Raw genomic sequence first — 19,066 nt, 5'->3', positions numbered from 1 at the left:
GCTCATTTCCTCATGCGCGGGTCGAGACGATCGCGCAAGGCATCGCCGAACAGATTGATCGCCAGCAACGTCAGGCTGATAAAGATGCCCGGGAAGATCCCCAGCCACGGCGCGTTGGAGATATAGGTGCGGCTCGCCGAGAGCATGCTGCCCCAGGTCGCGGCCGGTGGCGGTACGCCCAGGCCGAGAAAGCTCAGCGCGCTCTCCGAAAGCAACGCCCAGCCGAACATGCTGGTGGCCAGCACACACAACGGCGCCAGGCAGTTGGGCGTGATGTGGCGGAACATGGTGTACAGCTCGGAGTTGCCGATCACCCGCGACGCCTCGATAAACTCCAGCTCACGCAACGACAGCACACTGCCGCGCACCACCCGCACCACCGACGGTGTGTAGGCAATGCCGAGGGCGAGCACGATGCCGTACTGGCTGGCCCCGACAATCGCCATGATGCCCAGGGCCATGAGGATGCCGGGGAACGCGAGCAACGCATCGTTGAGCATCATCAGGATGCGGTCGGTCCAGCCGCGCAGGTAACCGGCGAGCATGCCGATCAACGTGCCGCAGACCACCGCCACGCTCACCGACAGCAGGCTGATCCACAGGCTGGTGCGCGCGCCAATGATCAAGCGGCTGAACACGTCACGGCCAAATTCATCGGTGCCCAGCCAATGCGCGGCATCTGGTGCGTGCAGGCGTGAGAGCAAGTCGAGCTTGAGCGGGTCGTACGGTGTCCACACCACGCCGAGCAGGGCCAGCAACACCAGGGCTGCGAGCAAGCCGCCGCCAATCAGGGCATTCAGCGGTGGGTAGCGCCGACGTCGGCGCGGCGCGATTGCCGTTACGCCGGGCAAGGCAGGCGTCTTCAGGTTCATAGCTTCACCCTTGGATCGAACAGCGGATACAGCAGGTCCACCAACAGGTTGACCAACACATAGATGCAGGTGATCAGCAATAGGCAGCCCTGCAACACCGGGTAGTCGCGGGAGAAGATCGCGTCGACCATCAGCCGGCCGATGCCGGGCAAGGTGAACACGGTTTCCAGCACCGCAATGCCGCCGAGCAGGTTGCCGAGGATCAGGCCGATCAGGGTCCAGGTCGGCGCGAAGGCATTGCGCAAAGCGTGTTTCCACAGCACCGCGCCCTCCGACAAACCCTTGGCCCGGGCATGGGCGATGTATTCCAGGCGTAGCACTTCAATGGTGCTGGCCCGTGCCATGCGGGCAATCGCGCCGAACTCCACCAGGGTCAGGGTGACGATTGGCAGCACCACATACGTCAGCGCCTTCATAGGATCAGTGCCAAAGCCGACATAACCAATCACCGGCAACCAACCCAACTGGATGCCGAACACGTAGAGCAGCAACAAGCCCAGCCAGAAACTCGGCACCGACAGCAACAGCGTTGCCGTCGCCACCAGGCCCAGGTCCATCGCGCTGTTTTGCTTCCAGGCCGCGAGCAGCCCCACCGGCACCGCCAACAACGTCGCCAGCAACACCGCCACCAACACCACCGTGGCGCTGACGCTGAAGCGCTCCACCAGCAAATCCAACACCGGCTGGCGGCTGCTGATGGACACCCCGAGGTCGCCACTGAGCACCGACTTGATCCAGATCAGGTACTGGGTCACCACCGAGTGGTCCAGCCCCAGGCTACTGCGCATGTCGGCCAGGCTTTGCGGGTCGGCCATGTCGCCGAGCATGAGCAAGGCCGGGTCGCCGGGGATCAGGCGGATCAAGGCAAACACAATCACCGAGATCAGCAACAGGGTCGGCACTGCCATGCCGAGCCTGTGTGAGATGAATCGAAACATAGCGCTACGCCTTACTTGGAAGTGTCGGCCAGCTTCACGCCCCACAGGCGCGGCTTGGCAACAGGCCAGGAACGATAACCCTCGACACGCTTGCCCATGGCGCCGATGGCCGTGCCGTTGTAGATGACCACCATCGGTACATCCTTGAGCATCAGCGTGTGCAGTTGGTCGAACAGGGGCCGGCGCTTGGCGGGGTCGACTTCGCGCTGGGCCTCACGCAGGATCGCCAGGGCCTGGGGGTTGTCCCAGACTTTGCGCGGTTCCTTGTCTTTGTCGCCGATCACCGATTCGTAGCTTTGCGCGGCGTCGAAACGCCCCGAGTAAGAGAACGCCATCATCTGGTAGCTGCCGGTCTGGTAGCGCTCCAGCTGCGTGCCCCACTCCAGGGTTTCCATCTCGATGTTCACGCCGGCCGCCTGGACCATGGCTTGGCTGAGCAGGCCCAGGTCAAACATCTGCGGGTAGCGCTTGTTGACCAGCATGCGGATTTTTTCGCCGCTGTAACCGGCCTCTTTCAGCAGGCGCCGGGCCTCGTCGAGGTTGTAGGTATAACCCTGGTGCGCGGTGGCGTCGTAGTAAGGGCTGGCGGTGGGAATTACCGAGTTGTTGACCACCGACAAACCGTCGGACAACGCCGCGACCATCTGCGCGTAATCCAGAGACAACGCCACCGCACGGCGGATGCGCACATCCTTGAGCAGCGGGTCGCGGGTCTGGAACAGCAGGCCGCTGATGGTCATGATCGGGCTGACTTGCACTTGCAGATTCTTGACCTGCTTGAGTTGCGCAGCGTCCATCGCCGTGACATCCGGCAGCAGGTCCACGCCACCCGACAGCAACGCGGCCTTGGCCGAGGCCGAATCCGGGATCACTTCAAAGCGCACCTTGTCGACAAACGCCTGCTTGTTGCCGGTGTAGCCGTCTGCCGTGGCCTCGGCGCGTGGGCTGTAGTCCTTGAAGCGATCAAGTTCGACGTACTGGCCCTTCTGCCATTTGCCCAGGGTGAACGGCCCGGTGCCAATCGGTGTACGCCAGCTGCCATCGGCGGCCAGGGAGTCCGGGTGCAGGATGCCGCTGCCGGCACAATCCGGACGGGCCATGGCGGCGAGGAACAAGCCGTTGGCCTGGTCCAGGGTGAACACCACGGTGTTTGCGTCGGGGGCGGCGACATCGACGATCTTGGCCGCACCACGCCCGTCGAACTCCGCCAGGCAACGCCACTGGGTCTTGGGGTCGAGGTAACGCTGCCAGGTCCATTGCACGTCCTTGGCGGTCAGCACCTGGCCATTCTGGAAGTGCACGCCATCGCGCAGGGTGAAGGTGTAGCGCAGGCCATCCGCCGACACGTCGACCGCACTGGCGAGCATCGGCGCGATGCTGGTGTCTTCGCGGTACGCCACCAGGCCTTCGACGATGTGCATCATCACCGCGTCGGTATTGTCGTCGCGGTTGACGCCCGGGTCGGTGCTGCGGATATCACCATTGAGGCCAACGCTGATGACCTTGTCCTGGGCGACGGCCATGGAAAGCGTGCACGCCGAGAGCGCGACGGCCAGTGCCGTCTTTACGTAGTTGTTCACGGGAGAAAGACTCCTTGAAGAAATGTTCCGGTCGTTGGCGTGGGCCAAGGCAGGACCGGCATCAGAATGAGTGAATCCTTGGTTATTGTTATACGGTCTGTTCTGAGTGCAGCGTGCAGCGGTGAATCAGCCCAGGCTGCGCTTGTGGCGCAACACCTTGGCGAAAAAGTCCTGGGCTGCCGGCATGGCCTTGATGCCCTGGTGCGCGACGTTGGGCAACAGGTCGAACTGCACCTGTACGCCAGCGGCTTCAAAGCTGGCCTGCAAACTGGCCAGGCGTTCCGGGCGCGTACGCCCCGCCGTGTTGGCCCCGGCCATGTAGTGTTTGCCGCCTTCGCGGTGGGTGATTTCCCAGGTTTCCAGGTCGGCGTCGCCGACCACCATATGCACCGGCAACTGCTGCAAGGCCGGCAGGTTCAGCGGTTTGCCAAAGCGCGCGGCAAAGTCGCGCACGCCGACCCACCAGTCCTGGTCGGCATCGAGCAAGGTCACCGAGCCCGGCGCACCGATGGAGGCGGCCCAGAGTTTTTCCGGGTGCAGGTAGCAGAAGCGATGGGTGAATTGCCCGCCACCGGAATAACCGAACAGCGCGAACGTATCGAAGCGCCGGCGGTAACGCTCGCCGACGTTGGCGATCATGTCGAGCAGGATCTGGTCGTAGCGGATATCGCCTTCGACCATCTGCTTGTAGCCATCGCCATTGCCATCCCCCAGCACACCGACCGGGAACAGTGGCGACAGGATCACACAATCGTTCCAGCGGCCAAACTCCGCGAAGCCATTGCGGTAGATCTCCATGGCGCGGGTCGAGCCGTGCAGCGACACCACCAGGTCGATGGGCCGGGTGGCGTCTTCGATGGTTTCGGGCACATAGAGGGTGTAGGCAAAACGGCTGTCCTGGGCGTGGGAATACACCGTGGTCGCGCCGAGGTGGTAGACGTTCTTGGCAGCGCGCAGGGCTGCGTCTTCAAGGCTGGTATCTGCATTGCTCATGGGGTTTATTCGCCGAGTCAGTTCGGATTTGAGTATTGGCTGGGCGCTATAAAAAGAAAAACTAATTAAACTTTAGCCTGAGTAAACAAAACCTTTACAATGCAGCCACACCCACGACCACGGGCCTTCCCATGAGCAGCATTCGCTTCTTCAAGACCTTTATCGCCGTCGCCGAGTACGGCAGCTTTGCCGCGGCCGCCGACCGCGTGGCCCTCACCAATGCCGCGGTCGGCCAGCAAATGCGTGCCCTCGAGGAGGAAATGCGCCGCCCGCTGTTCGACCGCAGCCAGCGGCAGATCAAGCTCAGCCGCGACGGCGTGCTGTTGCTGCCCAAGGCCAAGCGCCTGCTAGCGGACTACGAGCAGATGATCGCCGAAGCGCCCGATGGCGAGGCCATGGAGGGTGAAGTGTCGATTGGCGGGATTACCTCGGGCATGGGCCTGCTTGCCAATTGCCTGGTGCAGCTGAAAAAGCTGCACCCGCGCATCTCGGTCAACCTGATGACCGCGCGTTCCGACGAAGTGGTCAACCTGGTCCACGCCGCCAAGCTCGACGCCGCTTTGCTGATCGAGACGGCGCGGCAAAACTTCGACGGCCTGAGCTGGACCCTGCTCTACAACGAACCCATCGTCATGCTCGCGAATGCCACGCAGACCGCCGGGATCAACGACGCGGTGGAGTTGCTGCGCACCCAGCCGTTCATTCGGTATGACCGCTCCACCGCCGTGGGCCGCAAGGTGCAGTCGATCATCAAGAGTGAGTCGGTGGAGCCGCTGGAGATCCTCGAGCTGAACTCGATCATCGGCATTGCCGATCTGGTGCGCCAGCAAGTCGGGGTGGCAATCGTGCCGTTGCTGAAGAACTTTGACTGGCACAAAGACCCCAGCCTGCGCGTCCTGCCGCTGCCGGGCGACTTGGCGGTACGGCGGGTGGGGATTCTGGAGCAAGGCACCAAAAGTGCGATTACCGGGGAGATTCGCAAGCTGCTGATGGCGGCCGTGGCGAAGTGAGGCATGGCGTCAGGCCGTGGTGCTGACCAGCGTGCCCGAAGTATCCCCGCCCTCGGCAGTGACCGCCTGCAACAGCGCCGCCGTAGCGGTTTGCAAGGCAGCCGAGGTCGCGCTCACCTGGGATTGCGCCGCCGCCACTGCCGCGACCTTGGCCTCTTCGCTCTGCTTGCTGGACTGGGCTTTCTGCACCGCTTGCTGCTGTTCTTGCAGTTGCTTTTGCAGTTCTTCGATCTGTTTTTTCAGGGCCTTGACGGTATCGGACTCTTCCGAGGTCGAAGTGGTTGCCGCGCCTGCGCCTGCGCCACCGGCCTTTTTGCTGTCGGTGCCGGCGCTGGTGCTGGAGGCTTCGCTGGTGGCGGTGTCCGTCGCCGTGGTGTCAGTGCTGCTGGCACTGCTTACAGCGGGAGTGGTTGCTGCGCTAGGGGTGCTGGCGATAGTGACGTTCATGGCAAGTTCTCGAGTGCAATTGGCGAACTTTATACTCCGCGTAGCCATCATTACGCCAGCTTCGCCGGGCTAAACTTGGTATCAAAAAAGCTATAATATGCCGCGCTCAGTTACACACCCCAAGGAAGAAACAACAGATGAGCAAGACCGCTTACTGGCTACGTCTTGTGGCCTCGCTCCCGGTATATGTCCTGTCCATCATGATGTGGATTCAAACCCCAAGGACGATTGCCGACGCCGTACGCCTTTGGCGCCGGGGCTATTTGACGTCCTACGAGCATGGCCTGGCGATCGGCCACATTATCGGTGGCGTGCTGGTCGCGGCGGTGGCCTACGGCATCTGGCGCCTGGCGCGCTACCTGCGCACGGGCTACTTCAAGAAGCAGCCCAAACCTGCGCCCACGCCGTGGCCGTGATCAGGGGGCTTTGCTTGACGGTTTTGAGGTAATCATCCCGAAGCAGCGCATCTCCATCTGCTTGCCGTATTTCTCAATGACCGCCATGCGAGCTTCCTTGGTGCTTTCAATCGGGTAGTCCTGGACCTGACGCATAAACACAACGCGTATGCTTTTTTCCATATCAGTGGTGCCGCTCCCCTGCCAAGGCGGTTCGGTGTTTTCCTGGCGCCCCCACATGGCGGCAATGCCGTCAGCCTCCCAAGTGCGGCAGTACTGGCGCTCCTGCACAGTCATGATGATCTTGTCGCCCTCGCTGTGCCACGCCCAGGCGCCGGGACTCGCGAACACGGCGCTCAGCGCCAAGGCAGGGGTGAACAACCTGCGCAGCATAGTGTGATCCCTCACGGCTTGACGACCGAGGCACTTTTCCCCGACTCGATGTCGCGAATGTCGTAGCTCCAGTTCGCCGCGAACAGCGCGCCAATCTTTTGCAAGTTTGCCAGCATCGTCTCATTCCCTTGAAAAAGGCCATGATCCTAGTGGCATTCCTACAGCGGATCAACGCAGGCTTACTGCCACCCTCCCCCCATGACCTTGTACAACGTCACCCGATTGCTCTGTTCAGCCAGGCGCAAGGTGATCAGGTCCTGCTCGGCGCTGTACAGCGAGCGCTGGGAATCCAGGGCCTCCAGGTAGCTTTGCGAACCGGCGCGATAGAGTGCATCGGACAGCTCGAAACTTTTCTGGCTGGCATCGGTAAACGCCTGCTGCGCGGCGAGGCGCTGGTCAAGGGTGCTGCGCACTGCCAGCGCATCGGCGACTTCCTTGAACGCGGTTTGCAGAGTTTGTTGATAGGTCTGCACCTGGATCTCCTTCTCGACCTTGGCCGCATCCAGCGTGGCGCGGTTACTGCCGGCATCGAAAATCGGCAGGCTGATGCTCGGCGCAAACGTCCAGGCGCCACTGCCAGCCTTGAACAACCCGGACAAGGCCGAACTGGCAGAACCCGCATTGGCCGTCAGGCTGATGGTGGGGAAAAACGCCGCCCGCGCTGCACCAATGTCGATATTCGCCGATTGCAGGCTGTGTTCCGCCGCCAGCACATCCGGCCGACGCTGCAACAGGCTCGACGGCAATTCACCCGGTACTTGCACCAGAGCAGCGGCAGACTCCAGGTGCGTGCCCGGCAGCAGCGCGTCGGGAATATCGCTGCCGACCAACAGGCGCAACGCGTTGCGGTCCTGCAGGATCTGGCTCTGATACTCCGCGACGTCGCCGCGTGCCGACTCGACGGTGGTTTGCGCCTGGGCCACCGCCAGTGCGGCAGAACCGCCGAGGGCGTGGCTGCGCTGGGTCAGCTCAAAGGTGGCCTGCTGGCTGGTCAAGGTGTCCTGGGCCAGTTGCAAACGCTCGTTGTCTGCCGCAAGGGTCAACCAGGCCGTCGCCACTTCGGCGACCAGGCTGATCTGCGTGCTGCGCCGGGTTTCGGTCAGCGCCAGATAGGCTTGCAGGGCTTCATCCTGCAGGTTCTGCACGCGGCCAAACACATCCACTTCATAACTGCTCAGGCCCAATTGCGCGCTGTAGTCATGGCTGGTCGAGGCCATACCGCTGCTCGACAGCGACCCCGGCGTGCGGCTGTGGGTGCCGCTCACGCCCGCATCGATACTCGGCAACGCCGCCGCACGCTGGATGCGGTATTGCGCCTGGGCCTTTTCGATATTCAGGCTGGCCAGCCGCAGATCGCGGTTGTTGGCCAACGCCAGGGTCTGCAATTGAGCCAAACGGCTGTCGGTAAAGAACTGCTGCCATTGGATATCCGCCGCGACATCACCGTTGACGCCGGCTTGCCACTGCACGGGGATCGGTGCTTCGGGCCGCTCGTACTGCGGCGCCAGATTGACGCAACCACTCAGCGCCAGGGCGGCCAGCAAGGGCCAGTGAAACTTGATCATGCGTCACCTGTAGAGGCAGATGGAGTGGACACGCGACCGAAACGGCGGCGGATCATCACGAAGAACAGCGGGACAAAAAAGATCCCCAACAGCGTGGCGCTGAACATGCCGCCCAACACGCCCGTGCCGATGGCCTGCCGCCCAGCGGAACCGGCACCGCTGCTCAAGGCCAGGGGCAGCACGCCGAACATAAACGCCAGGGACGTCATCAGGATCGGTCGCAGGCGTTGGCGCACGGCCATCAACGTCGCCTCGCGCAGACTTGCGCCCTGCTCTTGCAGGTGCTTGGCAAACTCGACGATCAGGATCGCGTTCTTCGCCGACAGGCCCACGGTGGTCAACAGCCCGACCTGGAAGTACACGTCATTGCTCAAGCCGCCGACTTTGGTCGCCAACACCGCGCCGACCACCCCCAGCGGCACCACCAGGATCACCGAAAACGGCACTGACCAACTCTCGTACAACGCCGCCAGGCAGAGGAATACAAACAGCACCGAGACCGCGTACAGCAACGGCGCCTGTGAACCGGACAACCGCAGCTGGTACGACTGCCCGGTCCACTCATAACCAATGCCTGCCGGCAGTTGCTTGACGATGGCTTCTACCGCGTCCATCGCCGCGCCGGAACTCACGCCCGGCGCCGGGTCGCCCACCACTTCCAGGGACGCACTGCCGTTGTAGCGCTCCAACAGTGGCGAGCCGTAGCTCCACGCGCTGCTGGCGAAGGACGAAAACGGCACCATCTCGCCCAGGCTGTTGCGCACGAACCAGTGGCTCAGGTCCGCCGCCTGCATGCGCGATTCGGCGGCGCCCTGCACATACACCTTCTTCACCCGGCCCTGGTTGAGGAAGTCATTCACATAACTGCCGCCCAACGCCGTGGACAAGGTGCTGTTGATATCGCTGGTGCTCAGGCTCAAGGCCCCGGCCTTGCGGTCGTCGATGCTCACCTTGAGCTGCGGCGTGTCGTCCAGGCCGTTGCTGCGCACGCCGAGCAAGCGCGGATCTTGCTTGGCCAACTCGATAAATTGCTCGCGTGCCGCCACCAACGCATCGTGGCCAAGGCCGCCGAGGTCTTTGAGCTGCAAATCGAACCCCGAACTCTGGCCCAGGCCGCGCACCGCGGGTGGCTGCATGACGAACACGTCGGCATCACCAATGCTTTGCAACGCCAGCGTCGCCCGCTGAGCAATCAAGGCCGCATCCTGGCCGCTCGCCGAGCGCTCGCTCCAGTCCTTGAGGCGGATAAACGCGCGCGCGGTGTTCTGGCTGTTGCCGCCCATGCCCAGGCCGGTGATGCTGATCATCGCCTCGACTTCCGGCTGCTTGAGCAGGTAGTCCTCGAACTGCGTCATCACCGCCTGGGTGCGGCTGTCGGTGGCGCCCACCGGCAATTGGATTTGCGCCATCAGGATGCCCTGGTCTTCATCCGGCAGGAACGAAGTGGACAGGCTCGCGTACCCCGCCGCCATCGCCGCCACCACCAGCCCATAGATCAACAGGCTGCGGCGCCCGCGTTGCAACACGCCGCCCACCAGGCGTTCATAGGCAAGGGAACTGCGCTCGAAGCTGCGGTTGAACCAGCCGAAAAAACCGCCCTGGGCATGGCTGGGTTTCAGCAGCGTGGCGCACAACGCTGGCGTGAGGGTCATCGCCACCAGCACCGACAGCACCATGGCCGAGACAATGGTCACGGAAAACTGTCGGTAGATGATCCCGGTCGAGCCGCCAAAAAACGCCATGGGGATAAACACCGCGCTCAGCACCAATGCGATACCGACCAAGGCGCTGGTGATCTCCGCCATCGACTTGCGCGTGGCCTCCAGGGGCGACAGCCCTTCTTCGCTCATCACCCGCTCGACGTTTTCCACCACCACGATCGCATCGTCCACCAACAGGCCGATGGCCAAGACCATGGCGAACATGGTCAGGGTGTTGATCGAGTAGCCAAACAGCGCGAGCACGCCAAAGGTGCCAAGCAGTACCACCGGCACGGTAATCGCCGGGATCAGCGTGGCGCGAAAGTTCTGCAGGAACAGGAACATGATCAGCACCACCAGCACGATGGCCTCACCGAGGGACTTGACCACTTCCTCGATAGACAGGCTCACGAACGGCGTGGTGTCGTAGGCGATCACGTTTTTCAGTTGCATTTCAGTGGGGTAGAACGGCTCCAGCTCCGCCAGCTTGGCCTTGACCGCCTCGCCCACGCTCAGTGCATTCGCACCCGCTGCCAGTTGCACGCCCATGGCCGCCGCTGGCTTGCCGTTGAGCGCCGAGTTGACGTCATAGCTTTCGCTGCCCAGTTCCACCGTGGCCACATCGCCCAGCAGGACCACCGCGCCGTCGCTGCTGGACTTGACCACCACATTGCGAAATTCCTCGGCAGTTTGCAGCTTGCTGCGCGCGGTGATGGTGGCGTTGAGTTGCTGGCCTTTGACCGCCGGTAACGCGCCGAGCTGACCGGCCGATACTTCGGTATTTTGCGCTTCAAGGGCGCTGCTCACGTCAGACGGCATCAGCGCGTACTTTTCCAACAGCGCCGGGTCCAACCAGATGCGCATGGCGTAGCCCGAGCCGAGGGTTTGCACCTCGCCCACGCCGTCGAGGCGGCTGATGGAATCAAGCAAGGTGCTGGAGATGTAATCGCCGATCTGCGTGCCGGTGACGCTGGGATTGTCCGAGGCCAGCGCGGCGATCATCAGGAAGTCCGAGCCGCCCTTGGTCACCGTCAAGCCTTCGCTTTGCACCGACTGCGGCAACCGTGACTCGGCCTGTTGCAGCTTGTTCTGCACCTGCATTTGCGCCACATCCGGGTCGGTGCCGGCGCCAAAGGTCAGGTTGATGCTGGCGCTGCCCGCCGAGCTGCTGGAGGACGACATATAAGTCAGGTTGTCGAGGCCGGTGAGCGCCTGCTCGATGACCTGGGTCACCGAGTCTTCGACGGTCTTGGCCGACGCGCCGGTGTAGGTCGCGGAGATGCGCACCGTCGGCGGCGCGATGTCCGGGTACTGCTCCAGCGGCAACTGGCTGATGGACAGCGCACCGCCGAGCATGATCACGATGGCAATCACCCAGGCAAAAATCGGTCGATCAATAAAAAAACGCGCCATGCTCAACCCTCCTGCGCCAGTGCGCCGGCAACAGCGGCCTTGGTTTGCACCACGGCGCCGACGCGGACTTTTTGCCCGCCTTCGACGATCACCTGGTCACCGGCCTGCAACCCGGCCGTCACCCACCATTGATTGCCCACGGCACGGTCAACCGTCAGCACCCGTTGCTCGACCTTGCCATCCACCACCAGTAATACCGAGGTCACGCCGCTGGCGCTGCGGGTCACCGCCTGTTGTGGGATGAGGATCGCCTGTTCGTCGCGGGCCTGTTCCAGCACACCGCGCACGTACATGCCCGGCAACAGCAAGTGTTCGGGGTTGGCGAACACTGCACGCAAGGTCACGGTGCCGGTGCTCTGGTTGACGCTGACGCCGCTGAAGGTCAGGCGGCCTTCGTGGTTGTAGGTGCTGCCATCATCCAGCTTGAGGCTGATGCGCGCTTCGCCGTTGGCGTTGGCCTGCAACACGCCGCTGGCCAGGTCGCGCTTGAGGCCGAGCAGTTCGGTGGTCGACTGCACGACATCGACGTACAGCGGGTCGAGTTGCTGCACGGTGGTCAGCGCGGTGTCCTGGTTGGCCACGACCAATGCGCCAGGGGTCACGGTGGAGGTTTCGATGCGCCCGCCCACCGGCGAGCTGATGCGCGTGTAACCGAGGTTGATGCGCGCGGTGGCCACGTCGGCCTCGGCCACTTGTACGTCGGCGGTAGCGGTCAGCAGCGTGGCTTGGGAGTCTTCGTGGGTTTGCTGGCTGATGGCGTCAATCTTCACCAGCTGCGCGTTGCGTGTGGCGGTGGTTTGCGCCGACTTGAGGGTGGCGCGCGCCTTGCTCAAGGTGGCCTCGGCCTGGGCCAGCGCCGTCTTGTAGGGCGCCGCGTCCAGCTGATACAGCGCTTGCCCGGCCTTGACCTCGGCGCCTTCGACAAACAGGCGCTGCTGCACGATGCCGCCGACCTGCGGGCGGATCTCGGCGACCATAAAGGCCTGGGTGCGCCCGGCCAGTTCGGTGGTCAGCACTTGGGCTTTCGGTTGTACGGTAAGCACCGTGACCTCTGGTGCGACAGCCTGTGGCGTCGGGTCGCCGGCCGAACAGCCACCGAGCACGGCAAGAATAATCAGGGAAAGGACAACGGCGGCGGTTACCAGGTATTTGGCGAAGAATTTGCTGCTCATATGTGCCTCTGCAAGACGGGGTGGCGCAAGCCTTACCCTTATGCTGCGAGGCAAATGTGCAGGAAAATTGAAGATTGCCCGCCCGGGTTGAATCTTTCGCGCCTGGGGGCCTAAATGGGCGGGTGTCTTTTTATCGACGGCCCTGTGTGCATGAAGCTGAGTATCTCCACCAAGTTGTTTATTGCCGTGCTGGCCGGTGTGTTGCTGGTCATCCTGAGCATGGGCGTGGCCACCAGTTGGAGTTTTGGCCGGGGCTTTCTTGGCTATATCAATGAACAGGCGCTGGAGCGCATGGCCCCGGTGGTACCGCGCCTGGCGGCCGCCTACGAGCGTGAGGGCGGTTGGGAGTTCTTTCGCAACCAACCGGACCGCTGGTTTGAAGTGATGCGCCCCGAGCCGGGTGAAAAGCAGGCGGTGCGCGACTTGAAGACGCCGCAGATCTCCGACCTGACCGGCGCCCTGTTCCGCATCGCCCTGCTGGATAAAGACAAAAAACGCGTGACCGGCTACCCCGCCATTGGCGACGACGCCCTGGCCCTGCCGATTGTGGTGGCCGGTGTAACCGTCGGCTGGCTCGCCGTGACGCCGTTCCAGAGCGTGACTGAAGCCGGCGGCGAGCGTTTCCAGCAATACCAGTTGCGTACCAGCCTGGTGATGGGCGTGTTCTCGCTGCTGATGGCCATGCTAATTGCCTGGTGGATCGCCCGCACGTTGCTGGAGCCGGTCAAGCGCGTGGCCGCCGCCACCCACCGCCTGGCGAGCGGTGACTACAGTAGCCGCGTGGCCGTGGCGTCCAACGATGAAGTCGGCCAATTGGCCCGCGACTTCAACCAGTTGGCCTACACCCTGGAGCGCAACGAACAGATGCGCCGCGAGTTCATGGCCGATGTCTCCCACGAGCTGCGCACGCCGCTGTCGGTGCTGCGGGGCGAGTTGGAGGCGATTGAAGACGGCGTGCGCAGCCTGGACCAGAACGCGATGAAATCGCTGCAAGGCGAAGTCAGCATGCTGAGCAAATTGGTGGATGACCTGTATGAGCTGTCGCTGGCGGACGTCGGCGCCCTGACCTATCGCAAGGCGCCGTGCGGGCTGAACGGGTTGCTGGAACACAGCGTGGCGATGTTCCAGGAGCGCCTCAATGCCCGGCGGTTACGCGTGGAGTTGGAGCTGCCGAGCCAGCCGCTGGAGTTGGTCGCGGACGCTGATCGCTTGCAGCAGTTGTTCTCCAACCTGCTGGAGAACGCCGTGCGCTACACCGACCCAGGCGGCGTGGTGCGGATCAGCGCCGCTGTAGAGCGCGATGAGTTGCGCATCGAATTCATGGACTCCGGCCCCGGCGTCTCGGCCAATCAGCTGCCCCGCCTGTTCGAGCGTTTCTACCGGGGCGAATCCTCGCGCAACCGCGAAAGCGGCGGCGCCGGGTTGGGATTGGCGATCTGTCGCAGCATCGCCCTCGCCCACGGCGGCAGCCTCAGCGCCGACCACTCGCCGCTGGGCGGCCTGTGGCTGACCCTGCGCCTGCCCCGCAGCGTATAAGCCATGGACATACTGATCGTCGAAGACGAACCCAAACTCGCCGCCCTGATGCAGGACTACCTGAACGCCGCCGGCTACACCACGCAGTGCCTGGACAACGGCCTGCACGTGGTGCCCGCCGTGCGCGCCCACGCGCCCAAGCTGATCCTGCTCGACCTGATGCTGCCCGGCCGCGACGGCATCCAACTGTGCCAGGACCTGCGGGGGGTCAGCGCCGTTCCGATCATCATGATCACCGCTCGCGTGGAAGAAGTGGACCGCCTGCTCGGCCTGGAACTGGGGGCCGACGACTACATCTGCAAGCCCTTCAGCCCACGGGAGGTGGTGGCCAGGGTCAAGGCGATCCTGCGCCGTGGCCCGCAACTGCTGACCAGTACCGCACCGCGCTTGGTGATCGACGAAGCGCACTACCTGGCAACCCTCGACGGCGTGGCGCTGGACCTGACGCCGTTGGAACTGCGCTTGCTCAACACCTTCGCCCGTGCGCCGGGCCGGGTGTTCTCCCGCGATCAGTTGCTGGACAAGATTTACTCCGACCACCGCGTGGTGACCGACCGCACGGTGGACAGCCATATCCGCAACCTGCGGCGCAAGCTGGAGCAGGTGTGCCCGGGGGAAACGCCGATTGAGTCGTTGTATGGCGTGGGGTATCGCTTCCAACTCTAGGAACACCCCCAATTCAACTGTGGAACCAGGCCTCTGTGGGAGCTGGCTTGCCTGCGATAGCATCACCTCGGTGCACCTGATGTACGGAGGTGTCTGCATCGCAGGCAAGCCAGCTCCCACAGTTGAACGTGTTCAATCACAGCATCGGGGTGGTGCTGACTACCCGTAATGCCAAGCCTTCGTACGCATCCAGAGTGATGGTGAATTCCCCCTCTGCCGTCAGGTCGCCTTCAACCCGCTCATTGATAATGTCCACCACCGGCCCCGGCGCAATGTCGGGCAAGTGCAGGGTTTCGGTAATCGGCGTGGCGCCAAAGTTCAGCGCGGTGATTTGCGTGCCCTTCCCCGCTGGCAGTTCGTGAACCATGATCAGCAGCCCGGGATTCTGCACATCCGGCACGAGGACCTGGCGGCTCGCCGCAATATCATAGGCACGGCGCACCGCGAGGATTTTTTGCAGCTGCGAGGCAAAGGACTGCGGGTCCAGCAGTTGGCTGTTGAGGCTGCCATACAGGCTTTGCGCGCGCGGCATCTGCCCGGCGGACAGTTCGGCCTCGGGGTTGAGGTCCACCAAATCATAGGCGCCGCGATGAATCCAGCGCGTGTCACCATCGCCCATCAAATGCGCCACGCTATCCGCCGCCAAAGGCAGCGCGCCCACCAGGTCCCAGCCCGACAAGGCAAACACCCCCGGCTGCATGGCGTTGTACATCACCAACAACAGGTGGATCTGGCGGATCTGCTGGATATCCGCCGACGTGATCGCCGCCAGGTCACGAATGCCCAACGCCGCCGTGATGATGCTGGCCGTGGTGCAGGCCACGCCGTTGGTGACGAACTTGAGGTTATACGGCGCCTGCTCGCCCGCCAGGCGTTCGTACATCTGCTCGCGGATGTGCTCGCGCAGGCTGTTGCCGGGAAAGGTCTGGCCCTGGTACTGATAGCTGTCATGGGCGTGCAGGGTCCAGAAGTGCACCAGTTCCAGGGTCAGCTCGTCGTGATTTTGCAGGGCATGGATCAACGAACCGGGGTCGATGCCCAGGCTGTGCATCTGGCGCAGCATCAAGCGCAGGAATTCGGTGTCGCCCATCAGCAAGGCATGCTGGTACGCCGGGCGCGTGATGAAGTCGTAGGACAGGTCCGCGCCGCCGTGGGACATTGCGGCGATGTCGTCCACGGTCAGGTTCAACTCCTGGAAGCTGAAGCCACCCGCCTTGCGAATCGCCCCACCCAGCAGTTGGTTGCCGGTGATCGACAGCGGGTGGCTTTCCGACCAGGCCGTGCCGTCCAGCTTGCGTTCCACGCCGAGGAAGCCGTTGGCATCCAGGCGCAGGATCTTCGCGCCCATCACATCGATGGCGTGCAAGGCGTCGCCGATGATCATCTGCTGCGCGGCGAAGCTGGGGTCTAGCCAGTTCAGTGACGGCTGACCGGCCTTGAAGTAATGCAGGTACACCCAGCGGCGCGGCTTGCCGTCCACGCCGAGGACGACCGGCGTGGCGCTCCAGTCGGTTTCCTTGACGCCGGGCTCGAAGAAGATCACCCGCTGCAACTGGCCGACGATGTAGTGCTTGTCACGCAGGGCATCGACCTGCAGCGGACTTAGGTTGCGTGCGTCATCGCCCTCGGCGACGTCGGGCAGCAGCGGCCAGTCTTCTTCGCGGATCTCCACCATGTGGTACAGGCCGGGATAGTCCTCGTAGGCCATCTCGGCCAGGCGGAAGTCCGCGCCCTTGCCGGTGTGGGACGGGATCACATCGTCGATGATCACCGCATTGTGTGCGGCGGCCATGCGCGTCAACGCCTGCAACTGCGCCTCGGTGCCCAGTTGCGGGTCGATGTCGAAGCTGATGCGGTCGAAATTGCCGTCGATGGTCGGCGTGTGCTGGGTGCCGCTGAGGCCACCGGACTTTTTCAGCGGGCCGTTATGGATGCCCTGGATGCCGATCTTCGACAAGGCCTGCCACAGGCTTTCATCGCCAAGGGCTTCCAGCACCGTACCGCCGTCACGGGTGACAATCGACGCCGGGTAGGCGGTGAACCACACCGACGACAGCGCCGTCGCATCCCGTGGCCGGGTCTGGGCATAGGGTTGCTGCCACAGGCGCCCTTGCCCGGAATAGAGCCTGGCCCGCTGGCGTGCCGCGTGCAGCATCGACTGTTGCACCAGCCAGTTCACATGATCGTTGTCCGCCGCCGTCATAAGCCCGATACCTGTCTTGGAGAAACGTTGCGTGTAGACATATGAGGGGTGTGGGGGCGAATCGTTGCATTGGGGTGAGGGCCTGGAAGTGGGATATCGCCTGGGCCGCCGCCATCGCAGGCAAGCCAGCTCCCACATTTTGACCGTGTTCGCAGCCCCCTGTGGGAGCTGGCTTGCCTGCGATAGCGGTGGTACTGCCAACCACCCGACTACTTGACCAGCCGCTTCTCTTTGGAAGGCCGATACCCAAAGTACGAGCTATAGCACTTGCTGAAATGACTCGGCGACACAAACCCGCACGCCACCAGCACTTCCACCTGGGACAGTTCGGTGTGCTGCAACAACCGCCGTGCTTCAGTCACACGCAATTCCATGTAGTAGCGCTGCGGCGTGGTGCCCAGTTGCTCCTTGAACAACCGCTCAAGCTGACGGCGAGAGCGCCCGGCATAAACGGCCAATTGGTCCAGTTCCAGGGGTTCTTCGAGGTTGGCATCCATCAACTTGACCACTTCGCGCAACGGCGCGCTGACGCTGACGTTTTCCGTCGGCTTGATACGCCGGTAGCGCGATTCTTCGAACGCCAGGATGTCTTCGATACCCTCCACCAGGGCTTTGCCGTGCAAGCTTTTGATCCAGTCCAGGGCCATATGAAACGCCCCCGATGGGCTGGACGCCGTGAGACGGTCGCGATCGATCACAAAGGGTTCGCTGGTGACGTGGGCCGCTTTGGACACCTCTGCCAAGGCCGGGCGATGTTCCGGGTGGATCGCGCAGTGATAGCCCTGCAACAAGCCGGCACGGCCGAGGAACCACGAGCCATTCCACAGCCCCGCAAGACCCACGCCTTGTTCGGCGGCAACCCGCAGGAGTTGCACAAAGTCGTCACCAGCCTTGAGTTCGGTGCGAAAGCCCCCGCAAATCACCAGCAATTCCAGCTCGTGCAACGCCGCAACGTCCAGGCGCGCGTCCGGGCGGATCACCAGGCCGAGGTCGCTGATGACTTCGCCATCGCCCCAGCCAAAGGTGCGCGTGGCAAACAGATCCGGGCGCAGCAGGTTGGCGGTGACCAGGGTGTCGAGGGTCTGGGTGAATGCGGGCAGGGAGAAGTGTTCGAGCAGCACAAAGCCGACACGGGTGACCGGCGACGGCTGTTGTGGGTTGTCATTCAGGTAGCGCAGGTTCTTGCCTTTCATGCCACCGCTGAACTGGCGTCTTTCCATCGAGGGGTTGCCCACTTTATTGTTGTTGGTGCAGTGGGCGCCATCTTAGAGGATTGGCGCACCAAATCGGCGAAATCGCGGCATCCAATGATCGAGGATCTGCGCGGACGCCAGGATATGGTGCGCGCGACCGATCAGCAATCGGCGCGGTACGAAGCCGATGTAGCGCGAATCGGCGCTGTTGTCACGGTTGTCGCCGAGCATGAAGTAGCTGTCGGCGGGCACGACCAGCGGGCCGAAGTCGCGGCGCGCGCGCACCTGGGGCATGAACTGCACCGTGCGCTGGCTGTTGCTCGCCAGCTCGGTAAGCTTGATTCCGGCGATGGACTGATCAGGCGAAATGCGCTCGCTGATGGCCTGCGCATCGAGGTAGGTGGCCGGCACGCCGTTGATCCACAGCACCTCGTTTTTCATTTGCAGGGTGTCGCCAGGAATGCCGACGATGCGCTTGATCAGGCGCACGCCGTCCTTGGGCGAGGTGAAGGTGACCACGTCGCCGCGTTGCGGGTTTTCCAACGCGAATACCGAGATGTCGGTCAGCGGCAGCTTGAGGTCGTAGGCGACGCGATTGACCAGCACCACATCGCCCTCCACCAGCGTCGGGCGCATCGAGCCGGAGGGGATGGGGTTCCAATCGGCCAGGGAGGTGCGGAAAATGCCGAAGCACAGCCAGAAAATAATGGCGTAACGGTATTTGCTCAACAGACGTCGCATACATCCTCGCACTGGCACGGTAACGGTCACTCTCGAGCGTAAAGATTACAGGTTGGCGGGCGCATAAACACCGGGATGTGGGCTGAGCTTGAAAAATCCGCCACCCTGCACAGGCTGAACCCAGGCGCCTGAACGCGCATCTGATACGGTTTTTTCTTTAGCATCTGCCTCTGTATCGAAAACTGCCCCGGGCGGACAATACGCCCACTCCCGACACCCTTGTCGAGTGCACCAGGACACTTCCTGGCG

16 protein-coding genes are annotated in these 19,066 nt (G+C 63.0%); 4 read left to right on the top strand and 12 right to left on the bottom strand.

The features are described 5' to 3' along the window. Positions 1 to 2: 2 nt before the first annotated feature. The 4 genes from J1G37_RS15260 to J1G37_RS15245 all read right to left on the bottom strand — a co-directional run bounded on the left by J1G37_RS15260 (position 3) and on the right by J1G37_RS15245 (position 4,383). Positions 3 to 872: an ABC transporter permease gene (locus J1G37_RS15260; RefSeq protein ID WP_207042974.1), complete on the bottom strand. Its 870-nt coding sequence runs from the start codon at positions 870 to 872 to the stop codon at positions 3 to 5. Continuing rightward, positions 869 to 1,810, bottom strand: coding sequence for an ABC transporter permease (locus J1G37_RS15255; RefSeq protein ID WP_207042973.1), 942 nt, complete (start codon positions 1,808 to 1,810; stop codon positions 869 to 871). Before J1G37_RS15255 ends, J1G37_RS15260 begins: the two co-directional genes overlap by 4 nt. An 11-nt stretch (positions 1,811 to 1,821) precedes the next feature. Beyond that, positions 1,822 to 3,390: an ABC transporter substrate-binding protein gene (locus J1G37_RS15250; RefSeq protein ID WP_207042972.1), complete on the bottom strand. Its 1,569-nt coding sequence runs from the start codon at positions 3,388 to 3,390 to the stop codon at positions 1,822 to 1,824. Positions 3,391 to 3,516: 126 nt separating this feature from the next. Next, positions 3,517 to 4,383, bottom strand: a complete 867-nt coding sequence (locus tag J1G37_RS15245) for an alpha/beta hydrolase (protein WP_207042971.1) — start codon at positions 4,381 to 4,383, stop codon at positions 3,517 to 3,519. Positions 4,384 to 4,514: 131 nt separating this feature from the next. Here J1G37_RS15245 and J1G37_RS15240 point away from each other — a divergent pair, with 131 nt between their 5' ends. Next, positions 4,515 to 5,393 (top strand): LysR family transcriptional regulator, encoded by an 879-nt coding sequence (locus J1G37_RS15240; protein ID WP_017734261.1) that lies wholly within the window; start codon positions 4,515 to 4,517, stop codon positions 5,391 to 5,393. A gap of 9 nt (positions 5,394 to 5,402) precedes the next feature. On the opposite strand, the gene J1G37_RS15235 is transcribed toward J1G37_RS15240, so the two are convergent. Then, a complete protein-coding gene (locus tag J1G37_RS15235; RefSeq protein ID WP_207042969.1) occupies positions 5,403 to 5,840 on the bottom strand; it encodes a hypothetical protein in 438 nt (145 codons plus the stop codon). A gap of 137 nt (positions 5,841 to 5,977) precedes the next feature. Between J1G37_RS15235 and J1G37_RS15230 the strand changes: the two genes are divergently transcribed. After that, the gene (locus tag J1G37_RS15230) at positions 5,978 to 6,256 is read left to right on the top strand and encodes a hypothetical protein (protein ID WP_207042966.1); all 279 of its coding nucleotides are present in this window, start codon (positions 5,978 to 5,980) and stop codon (positions 6,254 to 6,256) included. On the opposite strand, the gene J1G37_RS15225 is transcribed toward J1G37_RS15230, so the two are convergent. The 4 genes from J1G37_RS15225 to J1G37_RS15210 all read right to left on the bottom strand — a co-directional run bounded on the left by J1G37_RS15225 (position 6,257) and on the right by J1G37_RS15210 (position 12,478). Then, complete coding sequence (locus J1G37_RS15225) at positions 6,257 to 6,628, bottom strand: hypothetical protein (protein WP_207042964.1); 372 nt, start codon at positions 6,626 to 6,628, stop codon at positions 6,257 to 6,259. It abuts the gene before it with no gap. A 179-nt stretch (positions 6,629 to 6,807) separates the two neighbouring features. Further along, on the bottom strand, positions 6,808 to 8,193 hold the full coding sequence (locus tag J1G37_RS15220; RefSeq protein WP_207042962.1) for an efflux transporter outer membrane subunit: 1,386 nt from the start codon (positions 8,191 to 8,193) through the stop codon (positions 6,808 to 6,810). Then, positions 8,190 to 11,306 (bottom strand): efflux RND transporter permease subunit, encoded by a 3,117-nt coding sequence (locus J1G37_RS15215; RefSeq protein ID WP_207042961.1) that lies wholly within the window; start codon positions 11,304 to 11,306, stop codon positions 8,190 to 8,192. Before J1G37_RS15215 ends, J1G37_RS15220 begins: the two co-directional genes overlap by 4 nt. Positions 11,307 to 11,308: 2 nt before the next feature. Continuing rightward, positions 11,309 to 12,478 (bottom strand): efflux RND transporter periplasmic adaptor subunit, encoded by a 1,170-nt coding sequence (locus J1G37_RS15210; RefSeq protein ID WP_207042960.1) that lies wholly within the window; start codon positions 12,476 to 12,478, stop codon positions 11,309 to 11,311. A gap of 114 nt (positions 12,479 to 12,592) precedes the next feature. On the opposite strand from J1G37_RS15210, the gene baeS reads away from it, so the two are divergent. Both baeS and J1G37_RS15200 read left to right on the top strand, forming a co-directional pair. Continuing rightward, positions 12,593 to 14,014, top strand: a complete 1,422-nt coding sequence (baeS, locus tag J1G37_RS15205) for a sensor histidine kinase efflux regulator BaeS (protein ID WP_207042958.1) — start codon at positions 12,593 to 12,595, stop codon at positions 14,012 to 14,014. 3 nt (positions 14,015 to 14,017) lie between these two features. Further along, on the top strand, positions 14,018 to 14,680 hold the full coding sequence (locus J1G37_RS15200) for a response regulator (RefSeq protein ID WP_207042956.1): 663 nt from the start codon (positions 14,018 to 14,020) through the stop codon (positions 14,678 to 14,680). A 136-nt stretch (positions 14,681 to 14,816) separates the two neighbouring features. On the opposite strand, the gene treS is transcribed toward J1G37_RS15200, so the two are convergent. From treS to lepB, 3 genes are all read right to left on the bottom strand, one after another. Then, complete coding sequence (gene treS, locus J1G37_RS15195; RefSeq protein ID WP_207042954.1) at positions 14,817 to 16,883, bottom strand: maltose alpha-D-glucosyltransferase; 2,067 nt, start codon at positions 16,881 to 16,883, stop codon at positions 14,817 to 14,819. Positions 16,884 to 17,092: 209 nt separating this feature from the next. Further along, positions 17,093 to 18,076: a GlxA family transcriptional regulator gene (locus J1G37_RS15190; RefSeq protein WP_207043078.1), complete on the bottom strand. Its 984-nt coding sequence runs from the start codon at positions 18,074 to 18,076 to the stop codon at positions 17,093 to 17,095. A gap of 72 nt (positions 18,077 to 18,148) precedes the next feature. Then, positions 18,149 to 18,817 carry a signal peptidase I gene (lepB, locus tag J1G37_RS15185; protein ID WP_207042952.1) on the bottom strand — a complete coding sequence of 223 codons (669 nt, stop codon included), beginning with the start codon at positions 18,815 to 18,817 and terminating at the stop codon, positions 18,149 to 18,151. Positions 18,818 to 19,066: the final 249 nt, after the last annotated feature.

Source organism: Pseudomonas sp. Marseille-Q1929 (genome assembly GCF_017316265.1).
In the GTDB taxonomy this organism is placed as follows: Bacteria; Pseudomonadota; Gammaproteobacteria; order Pseudomonadales; family Pseudomonadaceae; genus Aquipseudomonas.
This window is presented reverse-complemented; position numbering and strand designations above follow the sequence as displayed.